2 protein-coding genes are annotated in these 17,883 nt (G+C 53.3%); both read right to left on the minus strand.

Annotation, left to right across the window (positions count from 1 at the left end; all coding sequences use genetic code 11):
• Nucleotides 1-3 precede the first annotated feature (3 nt).
• Nucleotides 4-15,060: an amino acid adenylation domain-containing protein gene (locus tag AC6CIF_RS15350; RefSeq protein ID WP_498200330.1), complete on the minus strand. Its 15,057-nt coding sequence runs from the start codon at nt 15,058-15,060 to the stop codon at nt 4-6.
• Nucleotides 15,061-15,627: 567 nt separating this feature from the next.
• Complete coding sequence (gene ectB, locus AC6CIF_RS15355) at nt 15,628-16,911, minus strand: diaminobutyrate--2-oxoglutarate transaminase (RefSeq protein ID WP_076217242.1); 1,284 nt, start codon at nt 16,909-16,911, stop codon at nt 15,628-15,630.
• Nucleotides 16,912-17,883 lie beyond the last annotated feature (972 nt).

Here is a 17,883-nt window from a genome sequence, read left to right on the forward strand (position 1 = left end):
ATATTAGAACGCGAATTCGATCGTATCGACGGCACTCTTTGCGCCTGCCGCCGGTTTATGACATTCAATCCGACTTAGCTCAAGTTGTGGATTTTCCGCAATTTGAGAAAGTACCCGCAGGTAATCCTCCGTTAAGGTGCGGATCATCGTTTCTTTGAACAGTTTGGTGGCGTAGAAAAAGCCCCCGCTCAGTGCCCCTTCGTTTTCATACATAAACAGCGTCAGATCAAACTTCGCTTCTTCCAAATGGTCAAGCTCGTAATTCTTCAGGCTGACGCCTTCCAGCTCGGCATCTCGTTCTTCGATATTTTGCAAGTCAAAAACGGCATCGAACAACGGGAATCGGCCTGGTTCTCGCTTCACATTCAAACGCTCCACGAGTTCTTCGAATGGATAATCCTGATTCTCAAAAGCTCCCAAAGCCGTTTCCTTCACTTCATCAAGGTAGGACAGGAACGTTTTTTCGCCTGACGGACGACTGCGGAGCGCCAGTGTATTAACAAACATGCCGATGACCGGCTCCAAATCGGCGTTAGTTCTTCCCGCCACCGGGGTGCCTACGATTAAGTCTTCCTGCCCGCTGTACTTGGACAGCATCACGGTATATGCCGCAAGCAGTACCATGTACAGCGTGCTTTCACGCTCGGCCGCCAATTCACGCAGCCGCGCAGAGAGAGAAGCTTCGACATCGAACTCCAGATGCGCGCCTTCGTAGTTGCGAACTGTAGAACGTTCGTAGTCCATCGGCAGATCCCCCGTTGGCAGCTCACCTTCGAAGGTTTGCAGCCAGTACGCTTCCTGCCGTCCGATCCGCTCCCGGTGGGCCTTCGACTGCTGCCAAACAGCATAATCCTTATATTGAATGCGTAGTGGCGGCAGTTCTTCACCGGCGTAGAAACTCGAGAACTCATCCATCACAATCGCCATCGATACTCCATCCGACACAATATGGTGCATATCGAAAAGGAGAATATACCGGTTCGGCTCCAGTTCGACGACTCCGGCGCGCAGCAGCGGCGGCTTGCCGAGATCAAACGGACGAACAAAGTTGCGGACGATCTGCTCAACTTGAGCTGCATCCTCTGTAACCGCTTGATGATGCTCGATAGCAAAATCGACCTGCGGATAAATCCGCTGAACCGCTTCGCCCTTCACCATTTCAAAACCGGTGCGCAGCGATTCATGCCGTGTTATCAGTTTCCGCAATGCGGCTTCCAACCGGTCTAAATCAAACTTGCCTTCCACCTGCACCAGTTCCGGCATGTTGTAAAGCTGATCCGCTCCATCCAGCGTGTGCTGAATAAACAGCCGTTTCTGCGCAGAGGACAGAGGGTAGTACTCTCTCTCTTCCGCTTGAGGGATGGCCTCATGCTCCCGCCGTTCCATCCGGGAAATCGCATCGGCCATCGCCGCAATCGTCGAGTGACGGAATACGTCGCGCAGCGGCAGATTGACGTTTAATTCCTTAAATACCTTGCCCGCTAATGTCGTCGCTCGCAGGGAGTGCCCGCCGATGTCGAAGAAGTTATCGTAAACGCCAATCTCCTTCGTAAGTCCCAGCACCCCCTGCCAAATTACCGCCAGCTTCGTTTCCAGCTCATTGCGCGGTGCGACGTACTCCGTTCCACTTCCAGCTTCCCCTTCCGGCGCCGGCAGCGCCTTCCGGTCCATCTTTCCGTTCGGCGTCAGAGGCAGGCGCTCCAGCTCCACGAAGTACGACGGGATCATGTAACCTGGCAACTCCTGTGCCAACGCACTGCGCAGATCGTTCACTAACAGCTTCGCACCATTATCCGGCGTGTAATACGCACACAGCGCCTTCTGCCCGTTCGCATCACTTCGAACCAGCACCACCGCTTCGCGGACACCTTCCACCCGCAGCAGCTGCGACTCTATCTCACCCGTCTCGATCCGGTAACCCCGAATTTTCGCTTGGTTGTCGATTCGGCCGATGAAGTCCACGTTCCCGTCTTCCATCCACCGCGCCAAGTCTCCCGTGCGGTACAGCCGCTCGCCCGCGACAAATGGGCTATCCACAAACTTCTCTTCAGTCAGCTCTGGACGGTTTAAGTACCCGCGCGCCACGCCGACTCCGCCGATAACCAATTCGCCCAGCACGCCGACTGGCACCGGGTTCAGATGTGCATCCACGATGTAAAACTTCGCATTCAACCACGCTTTCCCAATCGGCACATGACCTGTCTGCGGCAGTTTCTCCAACTGCTCGTCATAGAAACTGGAGTCGATTGCCGCTTCCGTCACGCCGTAGGCGTTGATGATGCGGAACGACGGGCCGAACCGTTCATGCAAGGTCCGGTAATCTGCCACGCTGCAGCTGTCCGAGCTTGTGATCAGCAGCTCCATCTCACTCAACTCCAGCCCTTGCTCGTGCACGTATTCCATAAACGGCACGATCAGCGCCGGCGTTGATTCAAAGATCGTCACTTGCTCTCGCTCTATCCAGTAGTGCAGACGAGACGGATCAATCCGGTCGTCTTTCGGCACAATCACCATGCTGCCTCCGTTGTACAACGTCCGCGCGATATCACCCACGAACACGTCAAACGAGAAGCTGGCGAGTTGCAACAGCCTTACCGGGAACTGATCCAACCGGTATTCCCGTCGGTAACCCGCTGCCGTGTTCACCAGGCTGCGATGTTCGATCATTACACCCTTGGGCTTACCAGTTGTTCCCGACGTGTAGATGACGTACGCCAAGTCCTCCGGACGGGCTTCATGGAAGCTGCCCATACCGACAACATCAACATCATTTGGATGACTCTCATTACGGTCGTTCACAGCACCCGTCAGCTCGCCGGAGACCAGACCTGAAACCATGCTGGAGCCTTGGCCGAAGTCCATTGGAGCATTCGCTCGGTCTTCGCTGTATGACGTTTCGTCATCGAGATACAGCACCGTCGCCAGTGCCAGTTCCTCTTCGCCGAGCCAGGCTTCGGCACGCTCTCGCAGCGGCGTTTGTGTCAGCAGCACCTTCGCTCCGCTGTCTTCAAGCATGAACCGCACGCGGTCTGCCGGATAATCCGGGTCGAGCGGTACATACGCCCCGCCCGCTTTCCAGACGGCCATCACGGCCACCAGCAAGTCCACCGAACGCTCGGCGAGAATGCCAACGATTGACTCCCGGCCGATGCCACTTGTGCGCAGTGTAGCCGCCAAGCGGTTCGCTCGTTCGTTCAACTCCACATACTTTAGGCGGTTATTTTCATACACGACGGCTTCCGCTTTCGGTGTGCGTTCCGCCTGTTCCTCGAACAACCGGTGGAACGCCGCCGCAGGAGCCTCTTCCGGCTGCGCCGGGTTAAACGCACTGAGAACTTGTTCTTTTTCCTCTGCTGTCAGCAAGTTCAGCTCGGCAATCTTCGCATCTGGATGGTTTACAATTGTCACGAGCAACTGCTCGTAATGTTTTGCCAGTCGTTCAATCGTCTCCCTTTTATAAAGAGCCGTCGCATATTCGAAGCTGTAATCCAATCCGCCGTTTTCCTCTCCCACATCCAAGCTGATATCAAACTTCGCAGTATCCAGTACGCTCGGATAAGGAATCAGACAAAGCCCTTCCAGCTCAAATTGCTCATTCTCCGTATTTTGCATCGTAAACATCGTGTCGAAGAGTGGATTACGGCTTAAATCACGGGTGACTTGCACCTTGTCCACCAATTGTTCAAAGGGATAGTTTTGATGCTCAAAGGCGTGCAGAGTTGTTTCTTTGACTTCATTCAGATATGACAGGAATGTTTTCTCCGAAGACGGATAACTGCGAATCGCCAGCGTGTTTAGGAAAATCCCGATTAACGGCTGCACATCTCCATGATTCCTTCCGGCAATCGGCGTACCAACGATCACGTCTTCCTGACCTGAATATTTGTGCAAAAGCACGTTATACGCCGCAAGTAGCACCATAAACAGCGTCGTGCCCGTTTCCGAAGCCAGCTGTTTCAAACCGTCGGTTTTTGAAGCGTCGAAGAAAAACTCCATCGTTTGGCCCTCATAGCTCTGTACAGCAGGACGTGGATAGTCGGTCGGCATTTCCAGCACTGGAAGCTCGCCCTGGAACATGTCCAGCCAATACGCCCCCTGATGCTGAAGCCGTTCCTGCTGCTCCTGCGAATGCTGCCAAACGGTGTAGTCTTTGTACTGAATGCGCAGCGGCTCCAATTGCTCTCCACCATACAAACGCACAAATTCTTCAACAAAGATTTCCATCGAAACGCCGTCAGAAATAATATGATGCATGTCGTACATCAGAATATGGCGTTCCGGAGCCAGTTCAACAAGGCCTACCCTCAACAGCGGTGGCTTAGCCAAGTCAAACGGACGGACGAAACCGTGAACCACCGCTTCGACCTCTTGCTCATCCGCTTGATAGAACTCCACCGAAAAATTCACGTCCTGGTAAACCCGCTGTGATGCTTCGCCATCCACCATTTCGAACCCGGTGCGCAACATTTCATGCCGCGCCACCAGCTTGCGGAACGTTTCTTCGAACCTTGCCCGGTCCAAAGCACCCTCCAGCAGCATCGCTTCCGGCATGTTGTAGCTAAGCTCCGCACCTTCCAGCTGATTCAGGATAAAGAGACGTTTTTGAGCAAAAGATTGAGGGTACACCTCTCGGTCATCCGCCACCGGAATGGCAACAAATGTCTGCTCATCCAGCCGGTAAATGACGGCAGCCATGCTCTCGATCGTGGAATGGCGGAACACGTCGCGCAGTGGCAGATCCACGTTCAAGTCTTTATGAATCTTGCTGACCAACGTTGTCGCGCGCAGGGAGTGGCCACCGATGTCGAAGAAGTTGTCGTGAATACCAATCTCCTTCGTAAGCCCCAGCACTTCCTGCCAAATAACTACCAGCTTCATTTCCAGCTCATTGCGTGGTGCGACGTACTGTGTTCCGCTTCCCGCTTCTCCTTCCGGCGCTGGCAGCGCCTTTCGGTCAAGTTTCCCGTTCGGCGTCAGAGGCAGGCGCTCCAGCTCCACGAAGTACGACGGGATCATGTAACCTGGCAGCTCCTGTGCCAACGCACTGCGCAGATCGTTCACCAACAGCCTCGCACCAGTATCCGGCGTGTAATACGCACACAGCGTTTTCTGCCCGTTCGCATCACTTCGAACCAGCACCACCGCTTCGCGCACACCTTCCACCCGCAGCAGCTGCGACTCGATCTCACCCGTCTCGATCCGGTAACCCCGAATTTTCGCTTGGTTGTCGATTCGGCCGATGAAGTCCACGTTCCCGTCTTCCATCCACCGCGCCAAGTCTCCCGTGCGGTACAGCCGCTCGCCCGCGACAAACCGGCTGTCTACAAACTTCTCTTCCGTCAGCTCTGGACGGTTCAAGTACCCACGTGCTACACCAACGCCGCCGATGACCAACTCGCCCAGCACACCGACTGGAACAGGATTTAGATGTGCATCCACGATGTAGAATTTCGCATTCAGCCACGCTTTGCCGATTGGCACATGACCTGTCTGCGGCAGTTTCTCCAACTCCTCGTCATAGAAACTGGAGTCGATTGCTGCTTCCGTTACGCCGTAGGCGTTAATGATGCGGAACGACGGGCCGAACCGTTCCTGCAAGGTCCGGTAATCTGCCACACTGCAGCTGTCCGAGCTAGTGATCAACAGCTCCATCTCACTCAACTCCAGCCCTTGCTCGTGCACGTATTCCATAAACGGCACGATCAGCGCTGGTGTTGATTCAAAAATCGTCACTCGCTCCCGCTCTATCCAATAGTACAGACGAGACGGATCGATTCGATCGTCCTTCGGTACAATGACCATGGTACCGCCGTTGTACAGCGTCCGCGCAATATCACCCACAAACACGTCAAACGAGAAGCTGGCGAGCTGCAACAGCCTTACCGGGAACTGATCCAACCGGTATTCCCGTCGGTAACCCGCTGCCGTGTTCACCAGGCTGCGGTGCTCGATCATTACACCCTTTGGCTTACCCGTTGTACCCGACGTGTAGATTACATAGGCCAAATCCTCTGGACGAGCTTCATGGAAGCTGTCCATACCAACAACATCAACATCATTTGGATGACTCTCGCCACCACCGTTCACAGCACCCGTCAGCTTGCTGGAGACTTTACCGGAAACCATGCTGGAGCCAAGCGGTGCATTCTCCCAGTCTTCGCTGTATGACGTTTCGTCGTCGAGGTACAGCACCTTCGCCAGTGACAGTTCCTCTTCGCCGAGCCAGGCTTCGGCACGCTCTCGCAGCGGCGTTTGTGTCAACAGCACCTTCGCTCCGCTGTCTTCCAGCATGAATCGCACGCGGTCTGCCGGATAATCCGGGTCAAGCGGTATATACGCCCCGCCCGCTTTCCAGACCGCCAGCACGGCCACCAGCAAATCGACCGAACGCTCGGCGAGAATGCCAACAATCTCCTCCCGGCCGATTCCACTTGCGCGCAGCGTTGCCGACAGGCGGTTCGCCCGTTCATTCAGCTCCGCATACGTAAGCCGATCGTTTTCGTACACGACCGCCTCCGCTTCCGGAGTGCTCTCCGCCTGTTCCTCGAACAGGCGGTGGAACGCCGCCACAGGAGCCACTTCCGACTGCGTCGGGTGGAACGCGCCGATAATTTGCTCTTTTTCCTCTGCCGTCAGCAAGTCCAGCTCGGCAATCTTCGCATCTGGACGGCTTACGATCGCCGCAAGCAAATGTCCAAAATGAATCGATAGCCGCCGGATCGTGCTTTCTTTATAAAGAGCCGTTGCGAATTCAAAGTTGCACTCCAATCCGCCATTTTCTTCCGTAACATCCACACTCAGGTCGAACTTGGCCATACCATATTCACTAGGGTACGGGGACAATTTCAGCCCTTCCAGCTCAAACTCTGACTCCTCCAGGTTTTGCAGGGAGAACATCGTGTCAAACAGCGGGTTGCGGCTCAAATCCCGGCTAACCTGCACTTTATCGACGAGTTCTTCGAACGGATAATTTTGATGCTCGTAAGCGCCTAAGGTCGTTTCTTTCACTTCTTCCAAATACGACAGGAAGGTCTTCTCCGAAGCCGGATAATTGCGGATCGCCAGCGTGTTAACAAACATTCCGATCAAGGGCTGCATATCGCCGTGCGTTCTGCCCGCAATCGACGTGCCAACGATCAAATCATCCTGACCTGTGTATTTATGCAAAAGCACGGTATATGCGGCAAGCAACACCATATATAGCGTCGTTCCTCTTTGAGCGGCTAGCTGCTTCAAGCCTTCGTTCGTTGCCTCGTCCACAAAAGACGTCAGCGTATGTCCCTCATAGCTCTGTACAGCAGGACGCGGGTAGTCCGTTGGCATTTCCAGAACCGGCAGCTCGCCCCGGTAACGGTCCAGCCAGTAAGCTTCCTCGCGTTTCAATTGCACTTTTTGCTCGTCCGATTGCTGCCATACCGCATAGTCCTTGTACTGAATGCGCAAAGGTTCTAATGACTCGCCGCCGTACAAACGAACGAGTTCCTCAACGAACACGTCCATTGAAACCCCGTCGGAAATGATATGGTGCATGTCAAACATCAGTAAATAACGATCGGCTGCCAGCTCTACGAGCCCGGCACGCAGCAACGGTGGCTTCGCCAAGTCGAAAGGTCGGATAAAAGCCTCCACGACTGCAGCTGCTTCTTCCCCGTTCGCATGTCGACACACAACGGCAAAATCAACGCTCTCGTAAATACGCTGTACCGCTTCGCCTTGCACGATCTCAAATCCGGTTCGCAACGTTTCATGACGTTCGATCAGTCCGCGGAAAGCTTTCTCCAGCAGGCTATGGTCAATCGATCCTTCGAGCAGCAGCACACCCGGCATGTTATAGCTCTGATCGGCTCCTTCCAGCTGATTCAGGATAAACAGGCGCTTCTGAGCTGAGGAAAGTGGATAATACGCTCTTTCATCTGCCAGCGGAATCGACGAGAACAACTGCTCTTCAATCCGGGAGAGGGCGAGAGCCATCTCTTCGATCGTTGAGTAGCGGAATACGTCGCGCAGAGGCAACTCGACGTTCAACTCCTGATGCACCTTGCTCACCAGTGTCGTTGCCCGCAGGGAATGGCCGCCCAAGTCAAAGAAGTTATCATGAACCCCGATGTGTTCCAATCCGAGCACGCTTTTCCATATTTCAGCCAAGCTGGCTTCCAACGGAGTCCGAGGCGGAGTATGTCCTTCGCCCGGCAACAAGCTCTCCTCAGGTGCCGGGAGGGAGCGGCGGTCAACCTTGCCGTTCGTCGTCAGCGGAAGCCGTTCCAACTGGATCAGGTAGGCCGGGATCATATAGGCAGGAAGTTCCTGGGAAAGAACGCTCTTCAGCTCGACCGCCGGAAGCTCACGGTCCGCTTCATAATAGGCGCAAAGTTGCTTCTCGCCGGAGGTGTTTTCCCGCGCAAATACCGTTGTTTTCCGAATTCCCTGCACTTTCTGAAGCTGAGCTTCGATCTCGCCCAGTTCAATACGGAAGCCGCGGACTTTCACTTGATCATCCGTCCGCCCCACGTATTCAATCGTGCCGTCCGGTAGCCATTTTGCCAAATCCCCTGTACGGTACATGCGCTCTCCCGGCACAAACGGATGGTCCACAAATTTCTCCGCCGTTAGCTCCGGCCGGTTATTGTAGCCCTGTACCAAGCCTTCTCCGCCGACGCAAAGCTCCCCGGCCACGCCGATCGGCAGAAGTTTATTCTGGCTGTCGACGATATACACCGTCGTATTGCTGATCGGCCGTCCGATGGGTACGGTAACCGCGGAGTCATCGACAAAGTCGACTGGAAGATACGTGGTATAAACCGTGCTTTCTGATGGGCCGTACAGGTGGTTGAGCCTGCCCGGTCCGATATGGGCGAGCGCTTTACGCACATGGCCGACCGACACGCGCTCTCCTCCGAACAAAATCGCCCGGACATCCCGCAGGCAGTTGACGTTCACATCCACAAGGACGTTGAAGAAAGCCGTCGTGATCAGCATGACCGAGATTCGCTCGCGCTGGATGAGATCCGCCAGCTGGCCGATCTCCAGCAAAGTCTCGTGGGGAACCAGCACCAGCCGTGCCCCGTTGGTCAAAGCACCGAAAATATCAAAAATCGCTCCGTCGAACGAATAGCTCGAAAGCTGGAGGACATGATCCTGCTCAGTGATGTCGATATAATTCGTATTTCGCACGATCCGCACGATATTGCGGTGCGAAACAAGGTTTCCTTTTGGCTTGCCCGTCGTGCCTGACGTATAGATGATGCAAGCCAGATCTGTCGCTTCGTTGCCCGAATTTAGATTTGTGCGGTCCTCGTGATAGAAGGACTCGTCATCCAGTAAAATCACGGAGTCCGAACCCGCCAGGCGCTCGCGTAATCGGCTTTGCGTCAGCATGACCTGCGCACCTGAATCCTCGATCAAGAAACGGATACGCTCCTCGGGATATTCCGGGTCAATCGGTACGTAAGCCGAACCGGCTTTGTGTGCCGCCAGCATACCCACCACCATTTCGATGGAACGCTCAGCCATAATGGCGACCAGGCGGCCTTTGGATATCCCGTGGCTACACAAGGTACGAGCAAGGCGGTTAACGCGTTCGTTCAGCTCGCAATAGGTCAGCTCTTGCCCATTCAAGGAGATGGCAGCTGCATTCGGGATGCGCTCCACCTGCTCTTCGAACAATTGAATGAGCGTTTTCCCGCGCGGAAATTCCGTTGTGGTGTCGTTAAAACGTCCGAGAAGGTCAGCTTTTTCCGCCTCCGTCACAAGTTCCAGCTCGCCCACGGTAATTTCCGGGTTATCCGCCACCTGCTCCAGCAAATGAACGAGATGCCCCTTGAGCCGCTCAATGCTATCTTTATCAAACACTTCTGCGTTAAAGTCGAACCGAATTTCAATCTCGTCTCCCGGCACCACGGTGACGTTGAAGTTATAGTTTGTCTGCTCATCCATCTGAACATCAGCAATCGTCAGATCGCCGTGCTGCTGGTCCCCCGCCTGCTCCATCTGCTCGTCCACCGGATAGTTCTCAAAAGCGATGATATGGTTGATCAGGTTCTGCTTTTGCACGCTGCGGGCCTGAATTTCATACAGCGGATAGTAATCATAACGCCCGGACTCCAGCGCCCGCTCTTGAAGCTTCGCCATCAGGTCGGCGAACACGGTGTCCGCTTCACTCGTGACCCGGACCGGCACCGTATTGATGAACAGCCCGATCATCGACTCAATGCCCGGGATTTCCGCCGGTCTTCCTGCCACGACGCTACCGAATACGGCATCGTTTGTTCCGTTATATTTTTGCAGCATCACGCCCCAAATAGCTTGCAGCAGTGTATTGACCGTAACCAGGCGCTGTTTCGCCACCCGGTCCATCCGCTCGCTCAAGTCCTTGCCCAGCTCGGCGGTGACGTGATCAGCCGTAAATCTGCCGTTGGGCGCCACTTCCTTTTGTCCCGGGAGTACGGTTTGCCCTTCATAACCTGCCAGGAATGCCATCCAATAGCCTGATGCCGCCTGATCGTCCTGTTTCTCCAACCATTCGATATAGGCGCCATAATCCGATCCCTTATCTCCCGCTGACTGCTTGCCGGATGCTAAGGCCGAGTATGCCTCAAACAGCTCCTGTGTCAGCTGAGCCAGGCACCAGCCGTCCATCAAAATATGTTGGAAACTCCACAGTACATGATAACTTTGCTCTTCGGTGCGCAGGATCGTGAACCGAACGAGCGCGTCATGTTCCATATCGAAGCCGCGAAGCTTGTCCTCCTCGGCCTTTTTATCCAAGTAAGCTTGTTTCTCGTCCATCTGCATATGAAGCAGCTCTTCATATTCAAAACCGACCGGTTTGTTGCGGTATATGATTTGCAACGGCTCGCCCGCCGGTCCTTTCACAAAATTCGCCCGCAGCACCAGATGACGTTTCGCAAGTTCCATCCAACTCCTCTCAAAAAGCTGGACGTCGAGCGCTCCCCGCATCGTAAACCGCGTCTGCTCAAAATAAGCTGCCGTTTGCCGGTCAAGGGCGCTGTGGAACCACATCCCCTTCTGCATCGGCGTAAGTGAGTAAATATTTTCGATTTCCCCGAGATGGCCCGAGCGCTGGGCGATTTGCTCCAATTCTGCAATGGTCAAGCCTTTAAATTGCACGTCGCTCGGCGTCAATTCAGTGTTTTCTTTGCCTGCACAGTGGATAATGAGGTCTCGAAGACTTTGCTCAAGCCGCTGAGCGAGGCCTTCCATCGTTTCCTTGCGATACTGCTTCCGGCTGTAGCTGAGATCGAGCGATAAAGCGCCGTCCAGCACCATACCGTTGATATCCAGCACAAAGCTGCGGGCCTGCCGGTCGCTAGCCGGGCTGCCGCTGGAATAAGAAGATATGCCGATCTCGTCCTGGTCGACATCATCGTCGAACTGGCCGAGGTAGTTAAAATTAATTTCCGGCTCTGCGCCCCAAACCAATCCATCCTCCGATTTCGAGAGATAGCGGCATATGCCGTACCCTAGCCCCTTGTTCGGAATACGGCGCAAGTTTTCCTTGACCTGTTTAATCTGATATGCCAAATCTCGGTCGGTTTCCGGCTCCAGGACGACCGGAAACTTGGTCGTAAACCAGCCAACTGTACGCGTGATGTCGATATCCGTTCCGATCGATTCACGTCCGTGTCCTTCGAGATTGATCCGCACCCGTTCATGCCCCGTCCATTTGCGTAAGGCTATTCCGAGCGCCGTTACCAAAATATCATTCATTTCGGTGTTGTAGGCACGGTGAACCCGCTTCAGTAGCAGATCCGTTTCTTCGGGAGTCAAACAGACAAACAGCGATTCGCTGTCATGCTGCGTCGTAACGTCCGCCTCCATATCCTTCGGCACGGCCAGAATCTCCATTTGTTCCACGGCCTGCCAATAGGCCCGTTCCTTTGCTATCTCCGGACTTTGCGCGTAAGCAGCCAGTTGCTCGGACCAAGTACGGTACGCATCTGTTTTCGCCGGGAAACAAATTCCCTCGCTTTTGCCAATCTGCTCGTAACCTAGAGCGAAATCCTCCATCAAAATGCGCCAAGACACGCCGTCTACCACAGCATGATGAACCGCGAGCAGCAAATGATCTCCGTCCTCGCACTGGAACAGTGCCGCCTTCATAAGGGGCCCGTTCACCAGATCGATGCCTGCTTGAATGTCCGTTGCCTTCCCTTCCACAGCCTGCGTGGGATTCTCCGCATCCTTAAAGTCGAACACGTCAAGCGTGAACAGTCCACCATCCTGAATCGCTCGGGTTAACGCACCAAACCCTTGTTCCGTCTTGCAGAACACCATGCGCAAGGCGTCATGATGCTCGGCCAGCTTTTGCAACACCTGATACACTATCTCTTCGTTGAAGCGATCCTTCCGGTACAGCATCACCGACTGGTTGAAATGATGCGGGTCTGCAAATGAACTCTCGAAAAACCAATGCTGAATCGGCGTCAATGCCGTTTCACCCGTTATTTCGTCTTGATCGATGGTACGTCTGATCGGTTTCACATGCAGGCTGAGCTGTGAAATCGTCGGATATTTGAACAAATCCCGGATTTCCAGCTTGTACCCGGCTTGATGAAGCCGCGAAGATACTTGAATGGACTTGATCGAGTCTCCGCCCAGCTCAAAGAAATGATCCGTTACCCCAACACGATCAGCGTTTAATACCGCCTGCCACACATCAGCAAGCGTTCGCTCAGCTTCATTGCGGGGAGCTACGTACGCGCCGCCAGTCAGTGCGTTTCCTTCCGGGGCAGGTAAAGCCTTACGATCGATTTTGTCGTTCGGCGTGAGCGGCATCCGCGGAAGCTGAACAAAATGCGCCGGAATCATGTAATTCGGCAATTTTTGCGCCAGTGCGCTTCTCAGCTCGCCGAGCGTAAGAGGGAGGCTCGCGACCAGGTAAGCGCACAATTCTTGCCCGCTTTTGCCTTCCCGCGCGATTACAATCGTCTCCTGCACCGAGTCGATCCTCAGAAGTTGCTCTTCAATCTCACCGACCTCGATTCGGAATCCACGGATTTTCACCTGATGGTCGATCCGGCCCAAGTACTCCATATTTCCGTCCGGCAGCCAGCGGGCGAGATCTCCTGTCCGGTAAAGGCGTTCTCCCGGCGCAAACGGATGTTCCACAAACTTCTCTGCCGTCAGCTCCGGTTGGTTCAGGTAACCTCTCGCAAGCCCAACCCCTGCCACGCACAGCTCGCCGTCCACTCCCGGAGGCACAAGTTGCAGGTGGGCATCCAAAATAAAAATCTGATGATTAGCCAGTGGGCGCCCGATCGGAATGACTCTGCGTTCCGGCTGCTGCTCATCCGCATCCCAAAGCGTGGTAACAATTGAAGCTTCGGTAGGGCCGTAAGCATTGAAATAGTGAACCTTCGCTTTCCACTGCTGCACGAATTCGGCCGATACCGCCGAACCTCCCGTTACAAGCTTTGTTAAGCTGGGAAGACGATCCGGGTTCAAATGCGCGCTGTACGTCGGAGGCAAAATCGCCGCCGTAATCGCATGCTCGTTCATATAACTCTCGAACAGACGAGTGTCGAGAATTGTTTCGGCTGTCGGGATGTACAAAGCCGCGCCAAAATAGAGTGCTTTGAATACTTCCCAACAGGATGCGTCGAAGGACAAGCTCGCAAATTGAACGATCCGGTCATGCTCCGTGATGCCCAGCCTATCTGCGAACATCAGCTTCAAGCTGACCAAACCACGATGCTCCAGCATGACTCCTTTGGGTTTCCCCGTTGTACCTGACGTATAAATGACATAAGCAAGATCGTGTGGACCACTGGCCGCCTCCAGGTTCGAGCCATCGTCGCTATAGGCTTGTTTATCATCTAGCGCCAATACGGTCCCTTCAAACGGGACTTGCTGTAACAGCTCTCTTTGAGTCAGCAGAAGCTGCGCGTTCGAATTCTCCAGAATGTAGCGGATACGTTCTTCCGGGTACTCCGGGTCGATCGGCACGTAGGCACCGCCAGCTTTCAGAACCGCCAGAATGCCAATGACCGTCTCCAGCGATCTCCTGACCATCAAGCCTACCAACTGATTGGGCAGCACACCGACCGATCGTAGTGTACGCGCCAGCTGGTTCGCCCGTTCGTTCAACTCTGCGTATGAAAGCCGCTGCCCCTCAAAGACAACCGCAGTCGCCTCGGGCACACGCTTCGCTTGCTCCTCCACAAGCTGATGAATCGTCCGATCACGAGGATAGTCCTTCTCGGTATCGTTGAAGCTTTGCAGTAATTGAAATTTTTCGTCCTCCGACAGCATGTCCGCTCGCACGATTTCCAACTCCAGCTCATAAAGCCCCACGGACAGCAGGCGATTCAGGTGGCCGACGACCCGATTCATGAACTCGGAGTCATATAAATGCTCGTTATATGATAGCGCTAACTGTATCGTCCCCCCGGTTAAACTGAATTCAAAGGAACAATCCGTGACCACGTTTTGCCCAATTTCGTCCAGATGCAGCTCCTTAAGGGATACTAGCGTATGGACGAAGGGTATCCCTTCAGCATATTGCAGATCCAGCTTCTCCGTCATTTTCAAGAACGGAATATGTTGATGCTGAATGGCTTCCGGCAAGGAAGTCCTCAGTTCGCTCAGCAGCGTTTTAAACGTTGCCCCCACCGAAAGCGAGTTTTTCAAAATGACCGTATGATTAACGGATCGACGCGTCTCCCCCTTTTTCGGCACAACCGGCATGCCGACCAGAATGTCTGAAGCTCCTGCATATTTATGCAAGAGTGCCTGAACACCGGCGAGCAAAATCATAAAAGTAGCCAGCGGAGCACCCTTGCTCATTTGAAGGACGCGCTGCGCCGCTTTCTCCGAAAGCGAACTGCCAACGGTTTTCACAATGGGCACCAGGGAGTTTGGAGCTTTGCTGTAAGGCAACCGCGTCAAGGTATAATCTTCACTACCGAATTTTTCGTTCCAAAACAACGTTTCTTTTTCAAAAGCCATCTGGATCGTTCCCCTCTCTTCATCGGTAAAAGCAATCCGGCAGAGCATATGCCGAAGCAACGCTCCAGCCTCGCTCCTCTCCTTTTCAAACATCTGACAACAACAAGCATCGTTCTACGCAAGAGATGCGGTTACTTCGGACTCCTCTGCTTCAATAAGATTGCTGCCGACGAGTCACCCGAAGACGGGATTTGGTTTAACATGGGATTCAGAATTGGATTTGGGGATAGACGACAAGGAATGTTCCTCCTGTCGATGTAAGGCTTGCCGCAGGGTTCCAGCCGTCCAGCAGGAAGTCGACCGTACCTCCTGATTTGGCACCCGAGCTGCCTTTGACGAAGCCTATGTTTAAGGGGTATTGATACACTCTATGTACGATTTGCTTATTCCCCCACAGCCCTGGTGTGGATAAGTAAAGATTCGGCTGCGGGGTAGTGAGCTTTTCCTGACGATTAAATTTAACGAGGGTACTGCATGAGACTCAAGGAATGCTCCGTATGGCACGAACGGTACTGCCCTTGGATTGCCGGAGAATTCCATGCTGATTGACGTTACCGCAGGTAGCATGAGGAGAAAGCGCTACCTTAACATCAAGTCCGCACGCCCTCCGGAAGGCACTTTCATGCCTCTTGCCGGGGGCGGCCATCGGCTTGGCCAAGCTTAGGTCGTTACTAACAAATCCTTGGTCTCCTGAGAGATCACCTGTTGCATACTGGACTTGATAATGGCGCAGCCGGCGGTCAGATGCTCCATCGAGACGGTAAGCGGAGGCATGATCTTCAGCACACAATCTCCTCTGCCGGCTCTTTCAATGATGAGCCCGTTTTCGAAGCTGATATCCGTCACCCGCTTCGCCCCGGCTTCATCCATGAACCCCGAGACGTCAATGCCCCAGATCAGGCCGAGTCCGCGGATGGCGATGGACGGATGCAGAGGCTTGATTTCTTGATCAAGGAACGAGCGCACATACTCTTCCTTCTGCTTCACCTGAGCTTCCAGTTCGGTTCTGTCCCGGAACTCGAGAGCAGCCTTCGCGGCCACAAAAGCCAGCTGGTTGCCGCGGAAGGTGCCGTTGTGCTCGCCCGGCGTCCAGATATCCAGTTCGGGCTTCAGCAGCAGGAGGGACATTGGCAGGCCGTACCCGCTGATCGACTTCGACAGGGTAATGAGATCCGGCTCGATCCCTGCACGTTCGAAGGAGAAGAATTCGCCTGTCCGACCGCATCCTACTTGAATCTCGTCTGTAATGAGCAGAATATCGTGCCTGCGGCAAAGCTGCTGCAGCTCGCGTAGCCACTGCGCGTCGACAACGTGAATTCCTCCTTCGGCTTGTACCGTTTCAAGCAGGATCGCGGCCGGCTTATCGATTCCTGAGTGCGAATCAGTCAGGATATTCTCGATATAGCCGAGCGTATCCATTTCTGCGAAAGCCCCGCTCGGGTGCGGCATGAACGTAACTCCGTCCAGAGGAAGCCCCGCCCCTTCTCTCATGGACTTGGAGCTTGTCGCCGACAGACTGCCGAGCGACATGCCGTGGAAGCCACCCATGAATGCGAATATTCCACTTCTCTTCTTCGCCTTGCGTGCGAGCTTCAGGGCCGCTTCCACCGCATTCGTCCCTGTTGGACCGCAGAATTGAAGCTTGTAATTCAGCTTCTTCGGCTCCAGGATCCGCTCTGAGAAGCTCTGGATGAATTCACGTTTGGCCATTGTATACATATCCAGACCGTGCATAATCCGGTCGGAAGTCAAGTAATCGAGAACCCGGTCTTTAATATAATCGTTGTTATGGCCGTAATTGAGTGCCCCGGCACCTGCAAAGAAATCAATATATGCTCTTCCGTCCTCAGAATATAAAAGGTCTCCCTTGGCCCGGTCGAATACCACCGGAAAACTTCTGCAGTAAGATCTTACGTTGGATTCCAGCTTTTCAAAAATGCTCACTCACTTCATCCTCCATCGGAATTGGGATAAGGTTGGCTCCATCTTTCTGAACCTTCCTTTCTGAACCTTCTGACGTCATGGAGCAACATATTCTAGGCTGTCATTTTCCACAATTGTTGGTCCCCGCATGCCGGCTTGTTGTTTAGCCAGTAGACTGGTCTCTCGCACACAGCTTGTATGGGTATAAAAAACCCTACAATTCCATTTTATAGAATAATAGGGAATAAGACCTAGGTTGAATTATATCAAAATTTACAAGAATGTATAGTAAATTTTTTGTTAAATATAGTCATTATATTGTTAAATTTGGTTTATGGAACATAATGTGTTAACATTTTTCGTTAAAAAGAGTGAATAGCGAAGAAACGTTGAGAATTGGTTTTACATCAATCGAGGAATTCGACGCGTGTTGACATTCATCCGTGAAACAGGATAATTTGGTATATATTACCTTTCAATAATCTTTGCCAGTGTTTCGAATCCTTGCACTTTGCATTAACTTAACTTGATTACCTGACCAATTTCTGAAAGCCTGGCTGGAAGCTTGCCGCAGCACCCACACGGATGGCAGCCGACATCGTTTTGTATCACGCCTTCTTCTCAACAACTCTGTTAGAATAAAGGGTAAATATATTATGCTCCTCCTCATCAAACCGTACGTGAGATTTTCCCTTATACGCTTTCCGATGTCCTTCACTCATTTACATATAGATTACCAATGACGTTCTGAATCCAAGTTAAACAGACAATGATTTCACTTCGCGTAATAAGCTTCTTCATTCAGCAAATTGTTGCTCCTTGGCATACCATTTTGTGAGTCGCTGAAGGATGTTCCAGTCACGTTCAGTTATCTTCCTTTATCGTTAAAATGATCTTTTATGCCCGATCCGCATCCTTCTTGGGGATATAATTGCACTTACGGTTTACATTGTACAAACACAAATAAGGTGGTTCTAATATTCAGAACCACCC

It is taken from the genome of Paenibacillus sp. GQ49 (genome assembly GCF_059759055.1).

What these genes read in the sequence shown, in the direction of transcription:
- AC6CIF_RS15350 (WP_498200330.1), bottom strand. Translation starts at nt 15,060, where the DNA reads ATGTTTGAAAAGGAGAGGAGCGAGGCTGGAGCGTTGCTTCGGCATATG.